General features: G+C 43.7%; 21 protein-coding genes and 1 pseudogene. 6 read left to right on the forward strand and 16 right to left on the reverse strand.

Features of this window, described 5'->3' with window-relative positions:
- Positions 1-592: 592 nt before the first annotated feature.
- Positions 593-1,246, reverse strand: coding sequence for a hypothetical protein (locus ACQCVE_RS13450; RefSeq protein WP_426846119.1), 654 nt, complete (start codon positions 1,244-1,246; stop codon positions 593-595).
- Between the two features lie 89 nt (positions 1,247-1,335).
- Between ACQCVE_RS13450 and ACQCVE_RS13455 the strand changes: the two genes are divergently transcribed.
- Complete coding sequence (locus ACQCVE_RS13455) at positions 1,336-1,614, forward strand: hypothetical protein (protein WP_426863113.1); 279 nt, start codon at positions 1,336-1,338, stop codon at positions 1,612-1,614.
- Here ACQCVE_RS13455 and ACQCVE_RS13460 read toward each other — a convergent pair.
- The 3 genes from ACQCVE_RS13460 to ACQCVE_RS13470 all read right to left on the reverse strand — a co-directional run bounded on the left by ACQCVE_RS13460 (position 1,611) and on the right by ACQCVE_RS13470 (position 2,463).
- Complete coding sequence (locus ACQCVE_RS13460; RefSeq protein ID WP_426846123.1) at positions 1,611-1,811, reverse strand: hypothetical protein; 201 nt, start codon at positions 1,809-1,811, stop codon at positions 1,611-1,613. The genes ACQCVE_RS13455 and ACQCVE_RS13460 overlap by 4 nt on opposite strands.
- A 155-nt stretch (positions 1,812-1,966) precedes the next feature.
- The gene (locus ACQCVE_RS13465) at positions 1,967-2,218 is read right to left on the reverse strand and encodes a hypothetical protein (protein ID WP_426846125.1); all 252 of its coding nucleotides are present in this window, start codon (positions 2,216-2,218) and stop codon (positions 1,967-1,969) included.
- Between the two features lie 2 nt (positions 2,219-2,220).
- Complete coding sequence (locus ACQCVE_RS13470) at positions 2,221-2,463, reverse strand: hypothetical protein (protein ID WP_035405661.1); 243 nt, start codon at positions 2,461-2,463, stop codon at positions 2,221-2,223.
- 240 nt (positions 2,464-2,703) lie between these two features.
- On the opposite strand from ACQCVE_RS13470, the gene ACQCVE_RS13475 reads away from it, so the two are divergent.
- The 3 genes and pseudogenes from ACQCVE_RS13475 to ACQCVE_RS13485 all read left to right on the forward strand — a co-directional run bounded on the left by ACQCVE_RS13475 (position 2,704) and on the right by ACQCVE_RS13485 (position 4,689).
- Positions 2,704-3,219, forward strand: coding sequence for an Ada metal-binding domain-containing protein (locus ACQCVE_RS13475; RefSeq protein ID WP_426863114.1), 516 nt, complete (start codon positions 2,704-2,706; stop codon positions 3,217-3,219).
- Entirely contained in the window at positions 3,216-4,109 is an 894-nt protein-coding gene (locus ACQCVE_RS13480; protein ID WP_426863115.1) for a DMT family transporter, read from the forward strand. Before ACQCVE_RS13475 ends, ACQCVE_RS13480 begins: the two co-directional genes overlap by 4 nt.
- Positions 4,110-4,132: 23 nt before the next feature.
- A pseudogene (locus ACQCVE_RS13485) lies at positions 4,133-4,689 on the forward strand (class I SAM-dependent methyltransferase).
- A 29-nt stretch (positions 4,690-4,718) separates the two neighbouring features.
- On the opposite strand, the gene ACQCVE_RS13490 reads toward ACQCVE_RS13485, so the two are convergent.
- The 12 genes from ACQCVE_RS13490 to ACQCVE_RS13545 all read right to left on the reverse strand — a co-directional run bounded on the left by ACQCVE_RS13490 (position 4,719) and on the right by ACQCVE_RS13545 (position 15,474).
- Entirely contained in the window at positions 4,719-4,961 is a 243-nt protein-coding gene (locus ACQCVE_RS13490) for a hypothetical protein (RefSeq protein ID WP_426846131.1), read from the reverse strand.
- A 141-nt stretch (positions 4,962-5,102) separates the two neighbouring features.
- Complete coding sequence (gene nadE / locus ACQCVE_RS13495; protein WP_426846133.1) at positions 5,103-5,924, reverse strand: ammonia-dependent NAD(+) synthetase; 822 nt, start codon at positions 5,922-5,924, stop codon at positions 5,103-5,105.
- Positions 5,925-5,946: 22 nt separating this feature from the next.
- Positions 5,947-6,564, reverse strand: a complete 618-nt coding sequence (gene nadD / locus ACQCVE_RS13500) for a nicotinate (nicotinamide) nucleotide adenylyltransferase (protein ID WP_426846135.1) — start codon at positions 6,562-6,564, stop codon at positions 5,947-5,949.
- A 7-nt stretch (positions 6,565-6,571) separates the two neighbouring features.
- Entirely contained in the window at positions 6,572-8,038 is a 1,467-nt protein-coding gene (locus tag ACQCVE_RS13505) for a nicotinate phosphoribosyltransferase (protein ID WP_426846137.1), read from the reverse strand.
- A gap of 24 nt (positions 8,039-8,062) precedes the next feature.
- Positions 8,063-8,611: a cysteine hydrolase family protein gene (locus tag ACQCVE_RS13510; protein WP_426846139.1), complete on the reverse strand. Its 549-nt coding sequence runs from the start codon at positions 8,609-8,611 to the stop codon at positions 8,063-8,065.
- A gap of 15 nt (positions 8,612-8,626) precedes the next feature.
- On the reverse strand, positions 8,627-9,412 hold the full coding sequence (locus tag ACQCVE_RS13515) for an NUDIX hydrolase (protein ID WP_426863116.1): 786 nt from the start codon (positions 9,410-9,412) through the stop codon (positions 8,627-8,629).
- Between the two features lie 280 nt (positions 9,413-9,692).
- A complete protein-coding gene (locus ACQCVE_RS13520) occupies positions 9,693-11,201 on the reverse strand; it encodes a methyl-accepting chemotaxis protein (RefSeq protein WP_426863117.1) in 1,509 nt (502 codons plus the stop codon).
- Between the two features lie 258 nt (positions 11,202-11,459).
- The gene (locus ACQCVE_RS13525; protein ID WP_426863154.1) at positions 11,460-11,765 is read right to left on the reverse strand and encodes an ArsR/SmtB family transcription factor; all 306 of its coding nucleotides are present in this window, start codon (positions 11,763-11,765) and stop codon (positions 11,460-11,462) included.
- A gap of 64 nt (positions 11,766-11,829) precedes the next feature.
- Positions 11,830-12,615 (reverse strand): SDR family NAD(P)-dependent oxidoreductase, encoded by a 786-nt coding sequence (locus tag ACQCVE_RS13530; protein WP_426846147.1) that lies wholly within the window; start codon positions 12,613-12,615, stop codon positions 11,830-11,832.
- Positions 12,616-13,254: 639 nt separating this feature from the next.
- Positions 13,255-14,016 (reverse strand): NAD-dependent protein deacylase, encoded by a 762-nt coding sequence (locus tag ACQCVE_RS13535; protein ID WP_426863118.1) that lies wholly within the window; start codon positions 14,014-14,016, stop codon positions 13,255-13,257.
- A 31-nt stretch (positions 14,017-14,047) separates the two neighbouring features.
- Positions 14,048-15,103, reverse strand: a complete 1,056-nt coding sequence (locus ACQCVE_RS13540; RefSeq protein WP_426846241.1) for a mechanosensitive ion channel family protein — start codon at positions 15,101-15,103, stop codon at positions 14,048-14,050.
- A 263-nt stretch (positions 15,104-15,366) separates the two neighbouring features.
- A complete protein-coding gene (locus tag ACQCVE_RS13545; RefSeq protein ID WP_426846151.1) occupies positions 15,367-15,474 on the reverse strand; it encodes a YhdX family protein in 108 nt (35 codons plus the stop codon).
- Between the two features lie 424 nt (positions 15,475-15,898).
- Between ACQCVE_RS13545 and ACQCVE_RS13550 the strand changes: the two genes are divergently transcribed.
- Complete coding sequence (locus ACQCVE_RS13550; protein ID WP_426863119.1) at positions 15,899-17,287, forward strand: zinc ribbon domain-containing protein; 1,389 nt, start codon at positions 15,899-15,901, stop codon at positions 17,285-17,287.
- A complete protein-coding gene (gene nagZ, locus ACQCVE_RS13555) occupies positions 17,288-18,562 on the forward strand; it encodes a beta-N-acetylhexosaminidase (protein ID WP_426846153.1) in 1,275 nt (424 codons plus the stop codon).
- The last annotated feature ends 57 nt before the right edge of the window (positions 18,563-18,619 follow it).

Below are 18,619 nucleotides of genomic sequence, written 5' to 3' on the forward strand. Positions count from 1 at the left end.
TTTCATATAAAGACTTTTCGGCAAAGTTCGAGCATATTCGCGCTGTCCTAAGTGCGGATATTCATCCCAGTGTTGTCGTGCATATTTATATATGTTCCTTATTCTGGTTTTATTGTCCGTACTTTTCATATAAAGACTTTTCGGCATAATTCGAGCATATTCGCGCAATCCTAAGTGCGGAAATTCACCCCAGTGTTGTCCTGCATATTCATATATGTTCCTTATTCTGGTTTTATTGTCCATACTTCTGATTTATTGTCCGTATTCTGGTTTTATTGTCCGTACTTCCGATTTATTGTCCGTATTCTGATTTTATTGTCCGTACTTATACTTTTATTGTCCGTACTTTTCATATAAAGACTTTTCGGCAAAGTTCGAGCATATTCGCGCCCTCCTAAGTGCGGAAAATCACCCCATTGTCGTCATGCATATTCGCGCTGTACTAAGTGCTGTAATTGCTTCATTTTTTACTTGCCCCCTACTTATATGCCAGTCCCGCAGTCCACAGCCGGCTCAATGCTCCGGCTCCTGTACCTATATAGGCCGCGGTCTGGCATGTAAACAATGTCCCTGTGACAAACAGCACTTTTTATTATTCCGGTTCCCCTGTTTCATCTTCTTCGTTTTCCTCGTTTTTTTGTTCATTTTTTAGCCAATTCAGCCATTCCGGCTGCGGCTCATCCGGGTTCTCGCTGAAGACTTCGGTTGATCCGCTTTCCTCCTGATGGGAAAAAATATCATGAATGTCATTACCATCTCCGAGAATGGTTCCAAATCCCTGGTTATGCTTTTTAAGGCTTTTAAAACCGGTTGGAAAATTATTTCCGAAGTTTACGGCGGATGCATCTTCTACGGCCCCGATTTGAATATCGCCGATGCTGAATGTGGCAGAGAGCGGCATCTCAGGCTCCGGAGACTCTTGATGATTGTGACGTATTTTATATGGAAGCTGCTTGCCGTTTATTTGAATAGAAATCTCATCAGGGGGATTCCGCCCAGCCTTTGCCTGGTGTCTGGTTTTAGCAGGCGGAAAGGTGGTGCCGATATTCATGGTCCCGCTCAGCTGCTTAACATCGACTTTTCCCAGATGATATGCAAGCTCCTGAATATTCATCGTCTCAATGTGTTCAATATGAAAGGATTGGTGTACACGGCTTTGATTATTTTCGATTGATTGCTCTAATGCTTCCACTCTGCTTTCCAGCTGCCGGATCCTTTTTATATAGGCCTGTTCATCCATTTTCATGCAGTTTCAGCCTTTAGCACATCCTGCCGCTCATCCGCATATAATTGAATGGGCCGGCTGGGCTTACATTTAACATGACGGGAGAAATTATGAGAAAAAACATTCATTTCCCTGAAATCCTCTTTCACAACCTCGACGTACAGGAAATAGCCAATAATGCAGGCATTTTTATTGGGAGAAACCGGCAAATACATTGGAACACCTCTTTGGAGAGCCATTGTTCAGGATTCGGTACGGTTTCAGGGAATCATAACGAACTATCGAGTAATACACACCTTGTCCTTAACAGCCCTATTGAAAAATCGCATGTTAAAAAGGATCAGTACATGGTTATGGAAAAATTCCGGACCTTCAACCTAATTGTTTAAGAAGTCTCCTTTTTTTCCTGTGTACCGCCTATTGTCAGGTTATTTGAAATTTTGTTTGAGCTTCCGCTTATTCTTCCAAATCCTTCATAGGACTTTGATTTATTCCTCCATTTGTATTGAATATTTTCTCCGTAAAATACTCCTGAGCTGTTCTGAATAAGCTTAACGCTTATGGATTTGAAATGAATTTTAGGCATTTGCAAACTCCTCTTTTTAGCTTGTCCCGGAAGAAATCTTTTCCTTATTAGTCATTTATATAGATTATGATGCAAAAGTATACCCTCAAACTGCCTGCATTACGAAGATTGTCAGACACATGAAGGAAAGCCATCCAGATCGGATGGCTTTTGCCTTAACTCTGATGAACAGGCTGATTATTCGATTCCTCGTTCTGGGTAAAATCTGAATCCATCACATCGTCATCCTGCACAATATTCACATTGTTTATGGATACATTGTTTTCTCCGATGATTTTTCCGAATCCGGCATTGCTCTTCATGCTGACGGTCCAATCATATTGCGAGTTGGTGCCGGTAAATACTCCTGAGTTGGCGGACAGCGCTGAAATATTGATGCTGTTAAAATGGATCGTTAAGGTTTTCATGCTTAGATTTGGGACACGGGCTGCGGATTTATATTTTCAGGCTGGGAAATCGCCATATCGAAAAGATCCTGGTCATTAATGATATTCGTACAGCCAATTGCACATGAGTTTACGTAATTTCCGTTACCTGAATTGAACTTCCCTTGGGCGTTCCAATCAGGCTGGCTGTTCTGCCCAGAAGATATAATAGAATTTGCCGCCATGCTTACGACATTAATTTGATTAAATACGACGGATACCGGCATTCTCCAAACCTCCGTTTCTATCCTGCGAGTTTACGTTACTATATGTCTGGGATCAGGATCCTGTGAATGATGGAAAACCTGTTTGGAGCCTTTCATAGTAACATCCTTCTCTCAGCAAACATGCTTATCTATTTTTGCCATTCCATTTTAAACAGCAGTTTTGCTTCGACTAATATGGTAGAATCTGTTTCAAAGGGGGTTGATGTATGCAGGAGAAAGAATGGAAAGCCATCGTGACATGTGACCCCCTCCTATGACGGACTGTTCTTCTACGGGGTACGGACAACAAAAATTTATTGCAGACCGTCATGCCGGTCTAAAACTCCACTAAAAGAAAATGTTCTAACCCACCCCTCTTCAAGTTATTTCATTCATCTCAATTTCCGTGCATGCAAAAGGTGCAGGCCTGGCGCGAAAAAAGACTGGGGACCGAAACTGCAGCTGATAAACCAGGCTAAAGAGCTCATTCATGAAAGGTATAATGAGGATCTGACTCTAAAAGCTTTATCTTCCATGCTGTATATCAGCCCTTATTATTTCCGGAAGATATTCGAGGAACTGGAGGGAAAATCCCCCTCCCGCTATGTACTGGAAACCCGGATCAATGCAGCTATGCCTCTTATTAAAGAAGGTTCTTATTCGATCATGGACATCTCCCGCATGACCGGATTTAAAACCCCTTCACATTTTTCAAGAGTTTTTCAGCGGGTCACCGGGGCTCCGCCATCCTATTACAGACAGAAGGTGCCGCAATGATTCGGATATACACTGCTCTTGGAGGCCTCAGCCTTATATGGGGGCTTTCCTTTGTTTTTATAAAAATGCTGGTTGGACCGGCCGGCATGTGGGGGACGGTTTTTTTAAGATGTGCAGCAGGTGCTGTCCTCCTGCTGCCGATTTTGCTGGCAAAAAGAAATACGATTCCGCGTAGCATTCCGTGGGTTCCGCTCCTCATAGTCGGGGTTTTAAATACCGGGGTGCCATGGGGCTTAATCGCCCTTAGTGAAACGGTCATATCAAGCAGCTCCGCATCGATCCTGAACGCTACTGCTCCGTTGTGGACCGGATTGATCGGCCTGCTCTTTTTTTCGGCTGTTCTAGCCATAAGACAGTGGATCGGACTGTTTATGGGACTGATCGGTATCCTGATTTTCATAGACTTTGACGTTTTGAAGCTTGCACAGGAAAACTTTACGGGCGTCGGCACCATGCTGATTGCAACGTTATGCTATGGAACCTCAGCCCAGCTTACAAGAAAGTATCTGGGGAACAGCGGGGTGCTGTTTACCACGTCTGTTTCTTTACTTGTTGGAGCGCTCGTAGGTCTGGTTGGCCTGCTATTCTCTCAGCCAATGGAACTCTCCGGGCTCGCAAATGGTCAGGTTATTCTTGCCGTGATCGGCCTCGGCTGTTTTGGATCAGGCATTGCCCAGCTTCTTTTTTATTACATCACGAAAGAAGGCGGTCCGGAGGTTGCGGTTTCTGTGACCTTCCTGATTCCGGTTACCGCCTTGCTTTGGGGAGCTTTCCTCTTACACGAGACAATTAGCTCTCATGCTATTTGGGGACTTTTAGTCATTTTAGCCGGCGTGTATCTTTCCACAAGGAAAAAGAAACCAGCCATTGCGGTCAGCGAGTCTGCGTAGAGGAAAAAAATGGAGAGTGTGAAATGTTGGTTCCAACTGAGATCCGGGTTGTTATCGGGGCAGGTCCCTACAATAATAATCCCGGCTGGCTGCATACACAGGAAGAAGAGCTCAGCCTTCAACCCCCATCAGTGGGAAAAATGGTTTGAGCCTGATTCTGTCACCGCAATCCTCGCAGAGCATGTTTGGGAGCATTTAACCTTTGAAGAAGGGGTTGAAGCAGCAAAGCTGTGCAGGCGATTCCTGAAAAAAAAACGGCTACATCCGGTGTGCCGTTCCAGATGGTTTGTTTCCGGATGAAAGCTATCAGAGACTTGTGCAAATCGGGGGGCCTGGACCGGCAGATCACATTTGCGCCTCTCATCAAATCGTCTACTATTATAACACTCTGGCGAAGATGTTTGAGAAAGCCGGATTTATGGTCAAACTGCTTGAGTACTTTGACGAAACAGGCACCCCCCATGTTACGGATTGGGATGGAGAAAAGGGCATAATTTTCCGTTCAAAAAAATACGATCCGAGGAACCAGGGAGAGCAGCTGCAATTTGCTTCCCTTATAGTGGATGCGGTGAAAGAATAATCTAGTTGTTATTTCCTTTACTGGATACATTATTTTGTTATACGGGACACAGAATGTGAAATCCTGAATTCATAAAGTTTTTCTGCCAGAAAACTTGCTGCCAGCCCGATCAGCAAAGGCATAAAGGAGCCAGCGGAAAGGGAAAGTCCATTCTCATTAATAATTAAACTAAACTCAAAGCTTAGCCATGGGATCCTATATAGTTGGCCGATTGCTGTAAACAGTGCAGCTGCTCCTGCAAAACTCAGAAAAGCAATTAAAATTTTTTTCAATTCAAGCACCTCCCTTTTTAACGATGCCATATATTTACCATATTCCACATATTGATGGGGCTATATCTTAGATGCTATTATGAGCTCAATTCATATGCCCCCTTCAAAAAAAACAGACCAGGTCGCCCCGGTCTGTTTTTATTATTCTTTCCACCAGCCGTCAAACATTGTCGCAGGCAGCTGCCTCTTATGCTCAGTGACGGAATAGCGATTTTCAATTTTTTCAGCCGTTACTTTTGACACTTCCTTGCCTTCCAGATAGTCATCCAGTTCATCATACGTAATTCCGAGCTCCGTCTCATCAGACTGCTGAGGTTTATCATCAAGCAAGTCCGCGGTAGGAGCTTTCATATAGAGGCTTTCCGGGCAGCCTAGTTCTCTTAGAAGAGCTTTACCCTGCCTTTTTGTCAGCCCTGTCAGCGGGAGAACATCGGCACCGCCATCTCCATATTTTGTGAAGAAGCCGGTAACTGCCTCTGCAGCATGATCCGTACCGGTTACAAGTAAACCGTGCTGACCTCCGAATGCATATTGAGCGGTCATCCGAATCCGTGCTTTGACATTTCCTTTATGATAATCGGCAAGCTTTTCTTCATCGGATTCATTATATGTACTTGTAAATCCGTCAACGGCCTGTGAAATATTAAAACTGACAACCTTATCCGGTTTGATGAAATCGAATACAAGCTCCGCATCTTTTTCATCATGCTGAACGTTGTAGGGAAGCCGAACGGCGAGAAATGTTGCTTCATAGCCTTCTTCGCGCAGCTCTTCTACAGCCATCTGATTCAGTTTTCCGGCTAAAGTTGAATCCTGGCCAAGACTGATGCCAAGTACGTAGCCCTTTGCTTTCGTGGCCTTAATATACTCTTTTAAAAAATCGACCCGTTTCCTGATTTCCTTTGCCGGATCAAGATCAGGCTGCACGTTTAATGCTTTCATGATTTGTTTCTGCAAGCTCACTATTACGTCCTCCTTCTGGAAATTAAGACTGATAAAGACCATGCTCTTTTATATAGTCATAACAGGCATCAGGCAGCAGGTAACGCGGTTCTCCGCCTTTTGCAAGCTCATCCCTTATATAGGTGCTGCTGATTTCCATAGCTAAACCCTTATCAATCAAATGGAAGCGGGTTCCATCATCATAGTTGCGCAAAAAGGGAGAGCGGGAAATTGTCTTTAACATATCTATACCATTTCGGGCCATGACGATAAACTTATTATTGGCAATTAGTTCATCGGAATACTTCCATTTCCCTCCCGCAATGTCTTCAAGCAGATCTGCTCCCATAATAAACGACAGTTCATCATCCGGAAAAACCGTATGAAAATGCTGCATCGTATGATAGGTGTAGACGTTCCAGCTTTCCTGCTTCATTTCATAGTCATCAAGTGAAAATTTGGAATTGTTCCTGAGAGCGAGCTTGAGCATGGAAATACGGTGTTCATCTGTCGTATTCAGCCGCTTATCTTTTCTTTTGCTCGAGCAGGGAAGAAAAATAACACGGTCCAGCTTGCAGCGGTGTGCTACCGTGCTTGCCGTCCATAAATGAACATTTGTCACGGGATCAAAGGAGCTTCCATAGATACCGATTTTAGCCATTCATCACTCACCCTTTTCTGATTTGCTCGACCTTATCCTTAATCTCCCGTATGTTTCTCATCTTATTTTCCCAGCATTTCTCACTAAGGTCCACCGGATAATCCTCAGGGTTAAGCTTTCTTCTGTACTCATCCCAAAGCTCCTCCAGATTTTCCCTAACTTTGCTCTGTATTTTCTGAATAGATGGGAGATCATAAATCATTTTCCCATTAGCGAAAATATCCTTGTGAAGGTCGCGGGCCACAAAATCAGTTACAAACTTGCTGATGTACGTATGGACAGGATGAAACATTTTCAGCCGTTCCTCTTCATTCGGGTTTTCTTCTTCAAGTGCAATATAATCGCCTTCTGATTTATGATTGTTGGTATTAATGATCCGATATATCCGCTTCATCCCCGGAGTAGTCACTTTTTCGGGATTACCGCTTATTTTGATCGTATCCGCCATTACTCCATTTTCATCCTCTATGCTAACGAGTTTGTATACCCCGCCTAAAGCCGGCTGATCGTATGCAGTTATCAGCTTTGTGCCGATTCCCCACGTATCGATCCGAGCCCCTTGAGACTTTAGGTTCATAATGGTGTCTTCATCCAAATCATTTGATGCAATAATGTGTGTCTCGGTAAATCCGGCTTCATCCAGCATTTTTCTGGCTTTTTTTGAGAGGTATGCCATATCGCCGCTATCAAGGCGGATCCCTTTAAAGTTGATTTGATCCCCAAGCTCCTGGGCAACCCTGATCGCGTTCGGAACGCCTGACTTCAGCGTATCATATGTATCAACAAGAAACACGCAATCCTTGTGGCGCCGCGCGTATTTATGGAACGCTGTATATTCATCACGGTAAGCCTGAACGAGAGCATGGGCATGGGTGCCGGCTGCCGGTATTCCAAATAGCTTTGCCGCCCGTACATTCGAAGTCGCTTCAAGACCGCCAATAAAGGCCGCCCTTGTGCCCCAAAGAGCCGCATCCATTTCATGAGCTCTTCTGGATCCGAATTCCATGACGGTCTGGTCTCCCACAGCCTGCTTAATTCTGCATGCCTTCGTTGCAATGAGAGTCTGGAAATTTACAATATTCAAAAGTGCCGTTTCAATGAGCTGAGCTTCTGCAAGCGGAGCCTCGACCCGAATCATTGGCTCGCCTCCAAAAACCAGCTCCCCCTCTTCCATCGAACGGACCGATCCTGTAAACCTCATATCCTTTAAAAAGGTCAGAAAATCATCCTGATAGCCAAGTTCTTTTAAAAATTCCAGATCACTTTCCGTAAACTGAAATTCTTCCAGGTATTGAATGACGCGCTCAAGTCCTGCAAAAACCGCATACCCATTCCCAAATGGCAGCCTTCTGAAAAACAATTCAAAAACAGCTTTCCGGTTATGGACTCCATCCTCCCAGTACGTCTCCGCCATGTTAATTTGATAAAGATCCGTGTGAAGCGCCATGCTGTCATCTTCATATTTGTGTTGCATTGAAACGATCTCCTCTCCATCCAGCTACAGAATTTGTGCGTTTAAGCTGCCTTTAAAATGTCTCAGTGCCCATTTGTGGCCTTCCTGGTCAAAGCTTGCAGCTGCTTGTTCATAAACGGTGATTCTAAATCCTTTGTTGTAAGCATCAACAGCCGTATGAAGAACACATATATCCGTACATACGCCGATAAGATGAATGTCGTTGATTCCTCTCTCTCTGAGAAGGATTTCCAAATTTGTTCCTGCAAATGCGCTGTACCGTGTTTTGTCCATCCAAATCACATGATCAGCCTGCTTGTTTTTGCTGTAAACTTCTTGAAGCCTGCCGTAAAGGTGCCTTCCCTCTGTCCCTTCGATATTATGCGGCGGATAAAGAGCCGTCTCCGGATGGAACGGGTCATTCCTTTTATGAACATCCACAGCAAAAATCACCGGTTCCTTTAACTCTATAAACTCTTCGGTAATTCTGACGATCTCCGGTTCGATTGACTGACCCGGCTTTCCGCAAGTAAGCGCCCCATCCTCAGCTACAAAATCATTTGTGTAATCAATCACAAGTAAAGCTTTGGTCATTTTCATTCCTCCTGTTCAATAGCGAGCTGTATAAATCGGCTTGATAACGTCCATATCTGTGAACCGGTACAGTTTGGCAGGTTTCTTCGATGTTCTCGCTGTCATTTTCCCTTCAGCTTCTTTAATAAAAGGCAGGGTCTTTATTTTTCTGGCAAACGATTGATCGCTTTTGATGGCCGGATCATCGGTCACTGTAAGCAAAACGGCCTGAAGCTCGGAGTAAGTAAATTCGCCCGGCAAAAAATTTTTTACGGCTGTAGTCTGCAATAAATCAGATCTTATTTCCCTGATGGCATCAGTGATCAGCCGGCTGTGATCAAAAGCAAGCTGGATGGAATCCAAATCCTCGAGTCGGAAAAGCTGCACTTCAGCCGCATCATCCTCAGCCCGTCTATCTTTAAGGGCATCTTCCGGGACAATGGCGTAATGAGCGTTGGATAAAATCCAGCCGCGCGGGTCTCTGCCAGGTCTGTCATACATCCCGTAATGCTTCATATGGATCCCGCGTACACCTGTTTCCTCCAGCAGTTCTCTGTGCGCAGCTTCAAGCGCGGTCTCATCCGGCTGGACAAAACCTCCCGGAAGTGCCCATTTGCCGCCCTCAATATTCGGGATTCCTTCTGCCGTCATTTCTGTTCTTTTAATCAGCAATAGCATTAAACTGACGACCGGGGGCTTATGCTCCATTTTTTCTGAGTGAAGGGTAAACACTGCGATATCGGATGTATAGCCATCCGGCGTTCTGTAGTCGCTCACACGGTAATGCTCTAAGGCTTCATGATTCGGGTTCTTTTTTTCCAATCGATCACCAACTTTTTAATTAACATTTTGTTAATTGCAATTGTAATACACAGATGCCTGGAAAGTCAACAAGGATCCTTTAAACAGGTAAAATTGATGAGTATTCTTCTTCACGCTTAATTTGGGATGTTTTAACCCTTTCGTGTGCTGAAGAACTATGAAACCCTTTGGGACAGATGGACTCCAGGAAAAGCGTTTGAGGAGCAAGGCGATTCGTCAATAAAGCGGACGGCTGCAGAAGAAATGGATCAACAGAAAAAAACAGCGTGGCCGCTGCTTCTCACTTGTTTTTTCCGAGGGTCGTTACCAGTCCATTCATACTGACTGTAAGCTCTCCCAACGATTCGATGATGCTTCGCACATGATGAACGGCCTGTAATTGCCCTTCCATGCCAGAAGCGATCTCTCCGCTTGCTGATTGGCTTAGCTGAAGAGCAGCCGACATATTTGAAATAGAATGGCTGACCTCGGTTATGTGCTGGACAAAACGGCCGACTTCCTCCGCCACCCTGTTTGTCCCGGCAGCCACCTCATTTGAAGCGGCATCAATCTGCTCAAACGCAGCAGCTGCAGTTTCCGCTTTAAGCAAACCTTCTTCTACTACCGAGGTACCGCTGTTCATCTCCTCTGTTACTTTCCCAATGTTGGTTTGAATCGTTTCAATTAAAGACCGGATCTTCTCTGTTGACTCGTTTGATTTAGCTGCGAGCTTGCGGACTTCGTCAGCAACTACGGCAAAGCCCTTGCCCGATTCGCCCGCTCGTGCCGCTTCAATGGCAGCATTTAACGCTAGAAGATTGGTTTGATCTGCAATGGAAGAAATTTCAGAAACAATGCCTCCTATTTCAATCGATTGTCCCTCAAGGGACTGGACAGACAGGGCAAGTTTTTCAAAGGTTTGGTGAATTGTCTGAATTTGCTGCTCTGTTTTTCCAAGTGACTCTTTACCTGCCGCTACAAGCTGATTGGCTTTTATTGACCGGTTCAGAATCTCTGATGCGGCGCTGGCAATTTCCGAGGCTCCCGTTTGCATGGAAAGCATTTTTCTCTCACTCTGTTTGGCTTCTGCCACATTTGCAATTGCACCTGCAGCTGCTTCAGCCGCTGTCTTTTCAATGGAGCTGCTCACTGCCGTTGTTTCTTCGGCATGCTCGGTCAGTTTATCAACATTTTCTACAATCCGGCCCGCAGTATAGCCAAGTTCTTCAGTCAAACGCTCGAGGGACTGCTTTTGCCATTCGTTTTTCCGAAGGAGCTCCTCGGTCATTTTATTCTTCGTATAAATTTGCCATGAAATCCCTCCAGAGGTAAGGACCAGATAGAAAGCGTGTATAAAAAACATGAACCACGTATAATCGTGATCCCCAAAAAACAGATCCGTAAAGGCGAACATGGCAAGAAGATGCGGAATGGCAAATAACACGGTCATCACTGAAATAAGTTTAATAGTGTCATAGTATGCAGCCAGTGCAACCACTAAAAAGATTGAAAAATGATAAACAACCATTCCTTCACCTGAAACAATCATCACAATGCTGGTAAACGTAAGCGTTAGAATGATGAAGAGCGGAATGAGTTTGTGGCTGCTGTGCTTTTTATAGAAAGAGATAGCGAATAGCAAAAAAATAACCGGAATAAGGATAGAGGCCAGTATAATGGGTGAGTAATGGTCAGCATGCTGCTTTTCCCAATGCATGGGCGAAATACGATGAATGCTTTGTATACCGCAGGCGATCAGGATTCCTGCAGCGGATACCCATAGCATGAGTCTGTTTTTGGATGCGATCAAGGTAAATCCTCCTATAAGATATCGGTGATGCTTTTATGTAGTTATGAATATATCGTAAAAAAGTCCTATTGTCGTCGCAGGATGTGCTGAATAATAAACTATTTTTCGACAAAACGAAGGGGACAGCATGTCCATTTGACGCCGTCCCCTTCGTTCATCGTGTTTCTTTATCCTCTTTGGCGAGAAGCCCCCCACTTCCTGCAAAATGTTCAAACGTTTAATTGTATAAACATTTTGCCCGGAGTGAATCATGTTTACTTAAAGATCACACTCTTCTTCTATTTTAGATATTAGCTGTTTAAGCAGATTGACAGACTGATTCAATGACAATGAATAATACCGCTGGGTTCCTTTTTGCTCAATCTCTACAAGGTGATTGTCCCGTAGAACCTTGAGATGGTGCGAGATTGCCGGTCTGGAAAGATGGGACTGCTCAGCGATTTGATTTACCGTAAGTGTATCGTGTTTTGCCAGCAGTAAAATAATATCCTGCCTTGCAGGATCTCCAAGCGCTTGAAAAATTGGTGTACAAGAGCGAAAAATTTCTAAAACGGATTCTGACATGCAAATCAGCCTTTCTTCAATCAATTTCATTTATTATACACCAGTGCAGATCTTCCTGGCATCGTTATTGATCCTTTCCCTGAACCTTCCTTACAACAGATGTAACCATTTTTCTCGGCATAAAACGGACAGAACCAACCAGAAGTTTATTCTGGATCCCTGGGATGATCACGGTTTTTCCATTCATCCACCCATCAAATCCAATCTTTGCCACTTGATCAGCCGGCATCACTCCATTTTTAAACAGCTTAGAATTTTCAAGCTCTGCTCTTTCGAAAAAGCCGGTTTCAGTAGGACCGGGGCAAAGTGCAGATATATGGATATTTGTTTTATTTAGTTCATTTTCAAGAGCCTCTGTAAAGGAAAGAACATATGCCTTTGTAGCATAATATACAGCCATTAATGGCCCCGGCTGGAAAGCAGCTATGGATGCAACATTTAGAATTCCTCCCTTGTTTTTTTCTGCCATCCCCGGGAGGAACATCTTGGTTAGATGAGTAAGAGACCTGATATTTAGATCAATCATATTTAATTCATCCTGAAGATCTGTATCCAGAAATTCTCCATACAGCCCGAAGCCTGCATTGTTGATTAAATAGGAGACGTGGATTTCTCTGCTCTTAAGCACCTCTCCCAGCTGGCTGATTTCCTCAGGCTTAGATAAATCCGCCGGGTGGATGATCACCTGGGCATTGTACTCTTTTTCAAAGCTTTGCTTAATTTCATAGAGTTTTTGTTCGTTTCTGGCGCTCAGCACAAGGCTGTGGCCTTTACTGGCAGCCAGTTTGGCAAGCTCTAACCCAATCCCTCCGGAAGCACCTGTTACCAATGTATAATCTTTTGAGTTCATACGTTTATCCTCCTCTTTCATTATGTTTAACATTTTAAACGTTTAATCTTACGAACTTAATATACATGGTAATCGCATTTTAGTCAAATGAATGATCAGAAATACGGAAAGCCTGTTTGTTTAAATGGTAACAGGCATCCGCTAATCTATGCTGCTTGCCGCGGCAGACATGAAGTCAACGTTTGAGCCAGGCTGAGCTGATCAGGGAAGATTGAGACCATTTTATTATGTCTGACATTGTTGTCTGACATTCACCCTTTCAGGCGCGTTGTCTGACATTGTTGTCTGACATTTACCCTTTCAGGCGCGTTGTCTGACATTGTTGTCTGACATTTACCCCCTTCAGGCGCGTTGTCTGACATTGTTGTCTGACATTCACCCCCCTCAGGCGCGTTGTCTGACATTCTTGTCTGACATTCACCCCCCCTCAGGCGTTGTCTGACATCATTGTCTGACATTCATCCCCCTCAGGCGCGTTGTCTGACATCATTGTCTGACATTCACACCCCTCAGGCGCGTTGTCTGACATTCTTGTCTGACATCATTGTCTGACATTCACCCCCCTCAGGCGCGTTGTCTGACATTCTAACAGAGCCAAACAAAAAACCTCTGTAAAATCCAGAGGCGTTACAATGACTTTTACAGCTCCAGCTTTACAGAAAGCTGTCTTGCTATTTCACCGATGGATTCATGAATGACGAGATCGAATAAATTATCCATCATTGTTGGTTCACGGTTGATGAGCACCATCCTTTTGTTACCCCTGAAACGGAAGTCCTTTGGAATCTGGTTGACTGGATAGACTTCCAGTGATGTGCCCATTACAAGCAGCAGATCCGATCGGTCGACTGTATGATAAATGTCCTCTATATGCTGAACCATGTCACCAAAAAGAACAACATCCGGCTTCAGGATAGAGCCGCACCTGCTTCCGCTTTCTAAGCGGGCATTACATCTCGGCACATCCTCCTCATGAATACTGGTCAGATCATATGCTGCGGCGCATTTAGGACATGCAGCAGTCTGAATGGAACCGTGCATGTTGTAAACGGATCTGCTTCCGGCTTTCTGATGGAGTCCATCCACGTTTTGAGTAAAGACATGGACCTCTTTCCCGGCAAGCTCCAAATCCTTCAGAAACAAATGTCCTTTATTTGGCTGATGCTGCATGCTTAATTTTGTTTGAAAAATTTCCTTAAAGTATTTCCAAAAGAGTTCAGGATTTTTTTCATAATAGGACCGGCTCATCACCTCTGTACGGGAGAAATCCTCCGTCCATAATCCTCTGGAAGAACGAAAATCCGGTATGCCGGATTCCGTGCTGACACCTGCTCCTGTCATTACTGAAATGACCTTTGATTCTCTCAGCCATCCGGCTAATTGATGAACGTTTGGATTCAAAGCAAAAACCTGCCCCTATGCTGTAGAATTTTCAAGAATACTGCTTTTCTTTAGCTTGACTATCATCCTTTTGAGAGGTTTGCTCGATATACAGTGTCTGGCTTGGGAATGCGAAGCTTGCACCCTCCTCTTCCAATATACTCATAATTTTCAAGTTAATGTCTTGCTTAATTTTCAAATGCTCCCCGTATATGGTTGTTTTCGTAAAGCAATTAATCAGCACGTCCAGGCTGCTGGCACTAAATGCGTTAAATGTAACCTGCACGATTTCATCATCGATTCCATCATGATCGATCAGCATCTTTTCAATTCTTCGGACACAATCCTTAAGCTGTTCTTGTGTTGTCCCATAAGTAACTCCGATGGAAAAGTTGATCTGCCTCTTCCCCATTTTCGTCCAGTTGGTGATCGGTTCATTTGAGAGAGTTGAATTCGGTACGGTGACCAGCGCCTGCGGAAACGTACGGATTTTCGTGCTTCTAAACGTAATATCCTCTACAACGCCTTCCACACTTGGAGCTTTAATCCAATCCCCGATTGTAAAAGGTTTTTCAGTAATGATGACGATTCCCCCAAGAAAGTTTCCGATTGTATCCTTGGCGGCAAGGGCAAAAGCAAGCCCCCCGAGGCCGAGCCCTGCCACGAAACCATTCACATCATAATCAAATTCCTGGGCCACGATACTGAAGCTTAGCGCTACGATAACAAACCGCATGAGTTTTGAAAGAAACGGGACTAAAATATCATCAATACCGAGATCGAATCTTGTATTCACCTTATTGAAAAACAGTGAGGATGAGCCTGTCAGATTATACAGACCCCACGAAATTACAATGACAATGGCGGAACGGTACAACTCATGGACAATTTCCATGCTGTTTGTAAAGAATGGGGAGTATACGATGGCCAGATAGACACCAATTGATACAAACAGCCAGCGCAGCGGTTTTTCAAATGACAGGAGGACATGGGTGAAAAATTCTGTCGGAGTTCTCCTGCTGATTTTCATAATTAAGTGAAAAATGTATTTTGTAAAAAGCTTTCTCAGAATTAAAAACAACACCAGGATCCCAATGCTGATTCCCATCTGTGTTAAGTTCTCATATGTAAAAAGTGATTCCGGCACTCCTTCGTCTCTCCTTTTCGCGTTCGTCGAACAGAATTATACTATAGCATTCGTTACAAGTGCTGGAATCCTGTCCTTTTTTCTTATATACCTTGTTTAGAGGATAGTAAACAGATGGATTGAAAAAAGCTGCCAGTTTCGGGGGCTGGCAGCTTAAAGCAAGGACGGAATGTTAAATATCGTTTAGTGAAAAGGCAGTGCGGCTTTGATTCATGGAATTGGGATTATTTCTTTTCCTTTGTGCTATTCTGGTCAACGAGGGTGGCTTTGTACATTTCTTCATTAGTCTCAACTTTAATACGCTCCTCCACTCTGATTCTTCCCTTTCCCATTGTCTCGCCTCCTTTTCCATATCATAAATTTTTCAGAATATTTAGTAAATGAAACAGAATGCCTAAATTAACCCGATGCTTTAGCAAAATTCGAAGGACCTTCGTTTGCACCATTTGGGGATAAATGCTGAATATTCAGGAATTTCATTGAATGGAGGCAGCTAAACATGCCTTAATATATTTTAAAAAAGGGTCTATTTTTCTAGGTGAATAGACAGGCATGGCGCATAGATAGCATCCAAAATTATTTTAATTGAACAAGCGGTTCGTTTTCTTAGCCTTGTTTAGTCTGCGCAACCTAATGCATATCTTTTCCTCTTTTACATATATTTCACTTTTCATAAGTAAATAGTTGTGGTTAACTCTAATTATGCTTACTATTTTATAGGTAATTTATACTTTCATACACTAGGAGTGAATCATCGTGAGATTTTGTAAAAATTGCGGAAACAAAATGACTTCAGAAACGGAGTATTGTACAAATTGTGGACAATCCCTGCAAGAGACTATCTCTAAACAGCCTGCACCTCAGAGAGCACCAAGACAGCCGATGAGCAAAAAAACCAAGGTTATGGCAATAAGCATTGCCGCGGCAGCGATTTTGTTCTTCGGGGTTTATAAATTGTTGGACTCCATGTACTCTCCTGTTAAAACGGCCGAACAATTCATTCAGGCAATCGAGAAAAAAGATGCAAAGCAAATAGCTGAAATGATTCAGCATGGGAACGCACAGCTTAAAACCGCTGATGCAGCCCAGGCATCGCTATGGCTCTCCTATTTGGACAATAATCCAGATTTGAAGGACGGTTTAATCAATTCCCTAACTGAATCCGCTCAAACCCTAGAATCCGGCTCTTTAGAAAATGGCGGAACGGCAGGGTTTGAAGAAAGTCAAATACACCTAATTCCAAAAGGGAAGAAGTGGATGATATTTGACGAGTATGCTGTATATGCCCAGCCTGTCTATATTGAGGTTCAAGTAAATGAAGACGACACACTCGTTCAAATTGATGGAAAGAATGAAAAGACTGCCTCGAAAGAAAAAGCGTTAACGTTTGGCCCTTATCTCCCGGGAGAACACACGGTTTCCGGACTGCGTGAAACAAAATTCGCAAAGGTAGAGCAAAGCGAAGTCCTTGAATCATGGAATGATAGCGAAAAACTGTATACAGAATTGGATATGTCAGGGGATCAAGTGTATGTATCTTCTAATTATTCCGATGCCATCCTGTTTGTAAACGGGAAATCTACCGGGATGACGATAGAGGAAGCGTACGAATTCGGTCCTATTACAGCCGATGGGTCATTAAAGCTTCACGCAGAGCGCAAGAAAAATGGTAAGACGTTCAAGAGCAGCATCCAGCCGGTAAAGAATGCAGAAGAAAGTCTGGACCTATGGTTTGAAGAAGAAGCTGCAGAAGACCTGTTTGACGATTATGAGGCTGATCCGGAATTTGCAAGCAGCACAAGCGAGATTGAAGACGTGATCCGGTCTCATTACACAAGCATTTCCAGTGGTGAGTACGAAGCAGCATTTAACCTGTTTGATTCTTCAAGACAAGCAAAATATACAGTAGACAACTGGGCAAAAGGCATGAAAGATAATATCTCTAACGAAATCCTCTATGTTTCGGTTGACGAAGACGATGGGATCAATGCTTCTGCGAGCTTTGAAATGATTTCCCGGGATAAGCAGGAGGACGGTTCCGTGCTTGTTCAGTCTTGGAAAGGAAGTTGGACGCTTGTTAATGAAGATGGGGCATGGAAACTAAAGTCACCGAGCATTGATCAGACAGGTTCACGAACAGAATAGATGAAAAACAAACCTTTTATCCTTCCGGCAATTTTGATTTTGCTGATTGGACTTTCAGCTGGAATTTGGTATTGGATGGCGTCAAATCATTCAGAAGGAAAAAAAAGCCCTTCCATTCACACAAAAAAAGAAGGGTTCTCTTCAAATAAACCTGAGCCTGAGAAAGAAACCTTGCCTCCTGAAGAGGAAGCAAAAAAAATCCTCTCTTCCATGACGGCGGAACAAAAAGCGGGGCAGATAATGATGGTCGGCATCAGAGGAAAAGAAGCTGCTGGGGATGCCGCTGATTTTATTAACAACCGTTCAGCTGGCGGGATTATATTATTCGACCGCAATATGGAGTCTCCCGGACAAGTGGCTGAACTGACAAATTCCCTGCAAAACGCTGCCAAAAAGAGCCCGTTATCCCTGCCTCTAATGATCTCTGTGGATCAGGAAGGCGGAATGGTTACCCGGATGAAAGAAAAGGTGTCTCCAATTCCTTCACAGCAGCAGCTGGGGCATACATCGACTGCAGCAGATGTATACGATGTAGCCAATTTAAACGGGAAAGAGCTTTCAGCAATGGGAATTACAATTAACCTTGCACCTGTTTTAGATTTATCTTCGACAGATACCCGGTCCTTTGGAGAAAATCCTGAAAAAACATATGAGTATGGTACTTCTTCCATAAAAGGACTGAATGATGCCGGAATAACGGGTGCACTTAAGCATTTTCCCGGAAACGGACGAAGCCAGGTGGATCCTCACAAGGATTCCTCAGCAGTCGAGGCAGATCAGCTTGATTTGGAGAATTCAGACATTTATCCGTTTAAACGGATCATTGCGGAAACAGATAACCAAAACTTTTTTACACTTGTTACGCATATAAAATATCCGGCTTATGATAAAGAAAAACCAGCAAGCCTTTCTCCCGTCATTATAAAAGATCTCTTGCGGAAAAAGCTCGGCTTCGAAGGAATTGTAGTGACGGATGATTTGGAAATGGGTGCCGTAAATAAGTACTACACCTACAAAGATATGGGAGTAGAAGCCGTAAATGCAGGGGCAGATCTTTTACTGGTCTGTCACGAATACAAAAATCAGGTGGAAGTGTATGACGGAATCGTGGCAGCAATAAAATCTGGAAAAATCAAACAGGAAAGAATAGATGAAGCTGTAAAGCGCATCCTCATTTATAAGCTTTCATCAAATGAACCGGAAGAAGCAGACCCCCAAAGAGCAGAAGCACTGGTTGGAAACAAGGCGAGCCGCGATTTTCTGAATGGGTTATAAACAATTGGACTATCTGAAAACAGGGAGACGCAAATCAGCGTTTCCCTGTTTTCTTTA

Source organism: Metabacillus sp. 113a (genome assembly GCF_050107635.1).
Taxonomy (GTDB): domain Bacteria; phylum Bacillota; class Bacilli; order Bacillales; family Bacillaceae; genus Metabacillus_B.

Excerpts from the sequence above, each read along its gene's own strand:
- ACQCVE_RS13450 (WP_426846119.1), bottom strand. The coding sequence starts at position 1,246 with ATGAAAATGGATGAACAGGCCTATATAAAAAGGATCCGGCAGCTGGAA.
- ACQCVE_RS13455 (WP_426863113.1), top strand. The coding sequence starts at position 1,336 with ATGAGAAAAAACATTCATTTCCCTGAAATCCTCTTTCACAACCTCGAC.
- ACQCVE_RS13460 (WP_426846123.1), bottom strand. The coding sequence starts at position 1,811 with ATGCCTAAAATTCATTTCAAATCCATAAGCGTTAAGCTTATTCAGAAC.
- ACQCVE_RS13465 (WP_426846125.1), bottom strand. The coding sequence starts at position 2,218 with ATGAAAACCTTAACGATCCATTTTAACAGCATCAATATTTCAGCGCTG.
- ACQCVE_RS13470 (WP_035405661.1), bottom strand. The coding sequence starts at position 2,463 with ATGCCGGTATCCGTCGTATTTAATCAAATTAATGTCGTAAGCATGGCG.
- ACQCVE_RS13480 (WP_426863115.1), top strand. The coding sequence starts at position 3,216 with ATGATTCGGATATACACTGCTCTTGGAGGCCTCAGCCTTATATGGGGG.
- nadD (WP_426846135.1), bottom strand. The coding sequence starts at position 6,564 with ATGGCTAAAATCGGTATCTATGGAAGCTCCTTTGATCCCGTGACAAAT.
- ACQCVE_RS13505 (WP_426846137.1), bottom strand. The coding sequence starts at position 8,038 with ATGCAACACAAATATGAAGATGACAGCATGGCGCTTCACACGGATCTT.
- ACQCVE_RS13510 (WP_426846139.1), bottom strand. The coding sequence starts at position 8,611 with ATGACCAAAGCTTTACTTGTGATTGATTACACAAATGATTTTGTAGCT.
- ACQCVE_RS13525 (WP_426863154.1), bottom strand. The coding sequence starts at position 11,765 with ATGTCAGAATCCGTTTTAGAAATTTTTCGCTCTTGTACACCAATTTTT.
- ACQCVE_RS13530 (WP_426846147.1), bottom strand. The coding sequence starts at position 12,615 with ATGAACTCAAAAGATTATACATTGGTAACAGGTGCTTCCGGAGGGATT.
- ACQCVE_RS13540 (WP_426846241.1), bottom strand. The coding sequence starts at position 15,103 with ATGGGAATCAGCATTGGGATCCTGGTGTTGTTTTTAATTCTGAGAAAG.
- ACQCVE_RS13545 (WP_426846151.1), bottom strand. The coding sequence starts at position 15,474 with ATGGGAAAGGGAAGAATCAGAGTGGAGGAGCGTATTAAAGTTGAGACT.
- nagZ (WP_426846153.1), top strand. The coding sequence starts at position 17,288 with ATGAAAAACAAACCTTTTATCCTTCCGGCAATTTTGATTTTGCTGATT.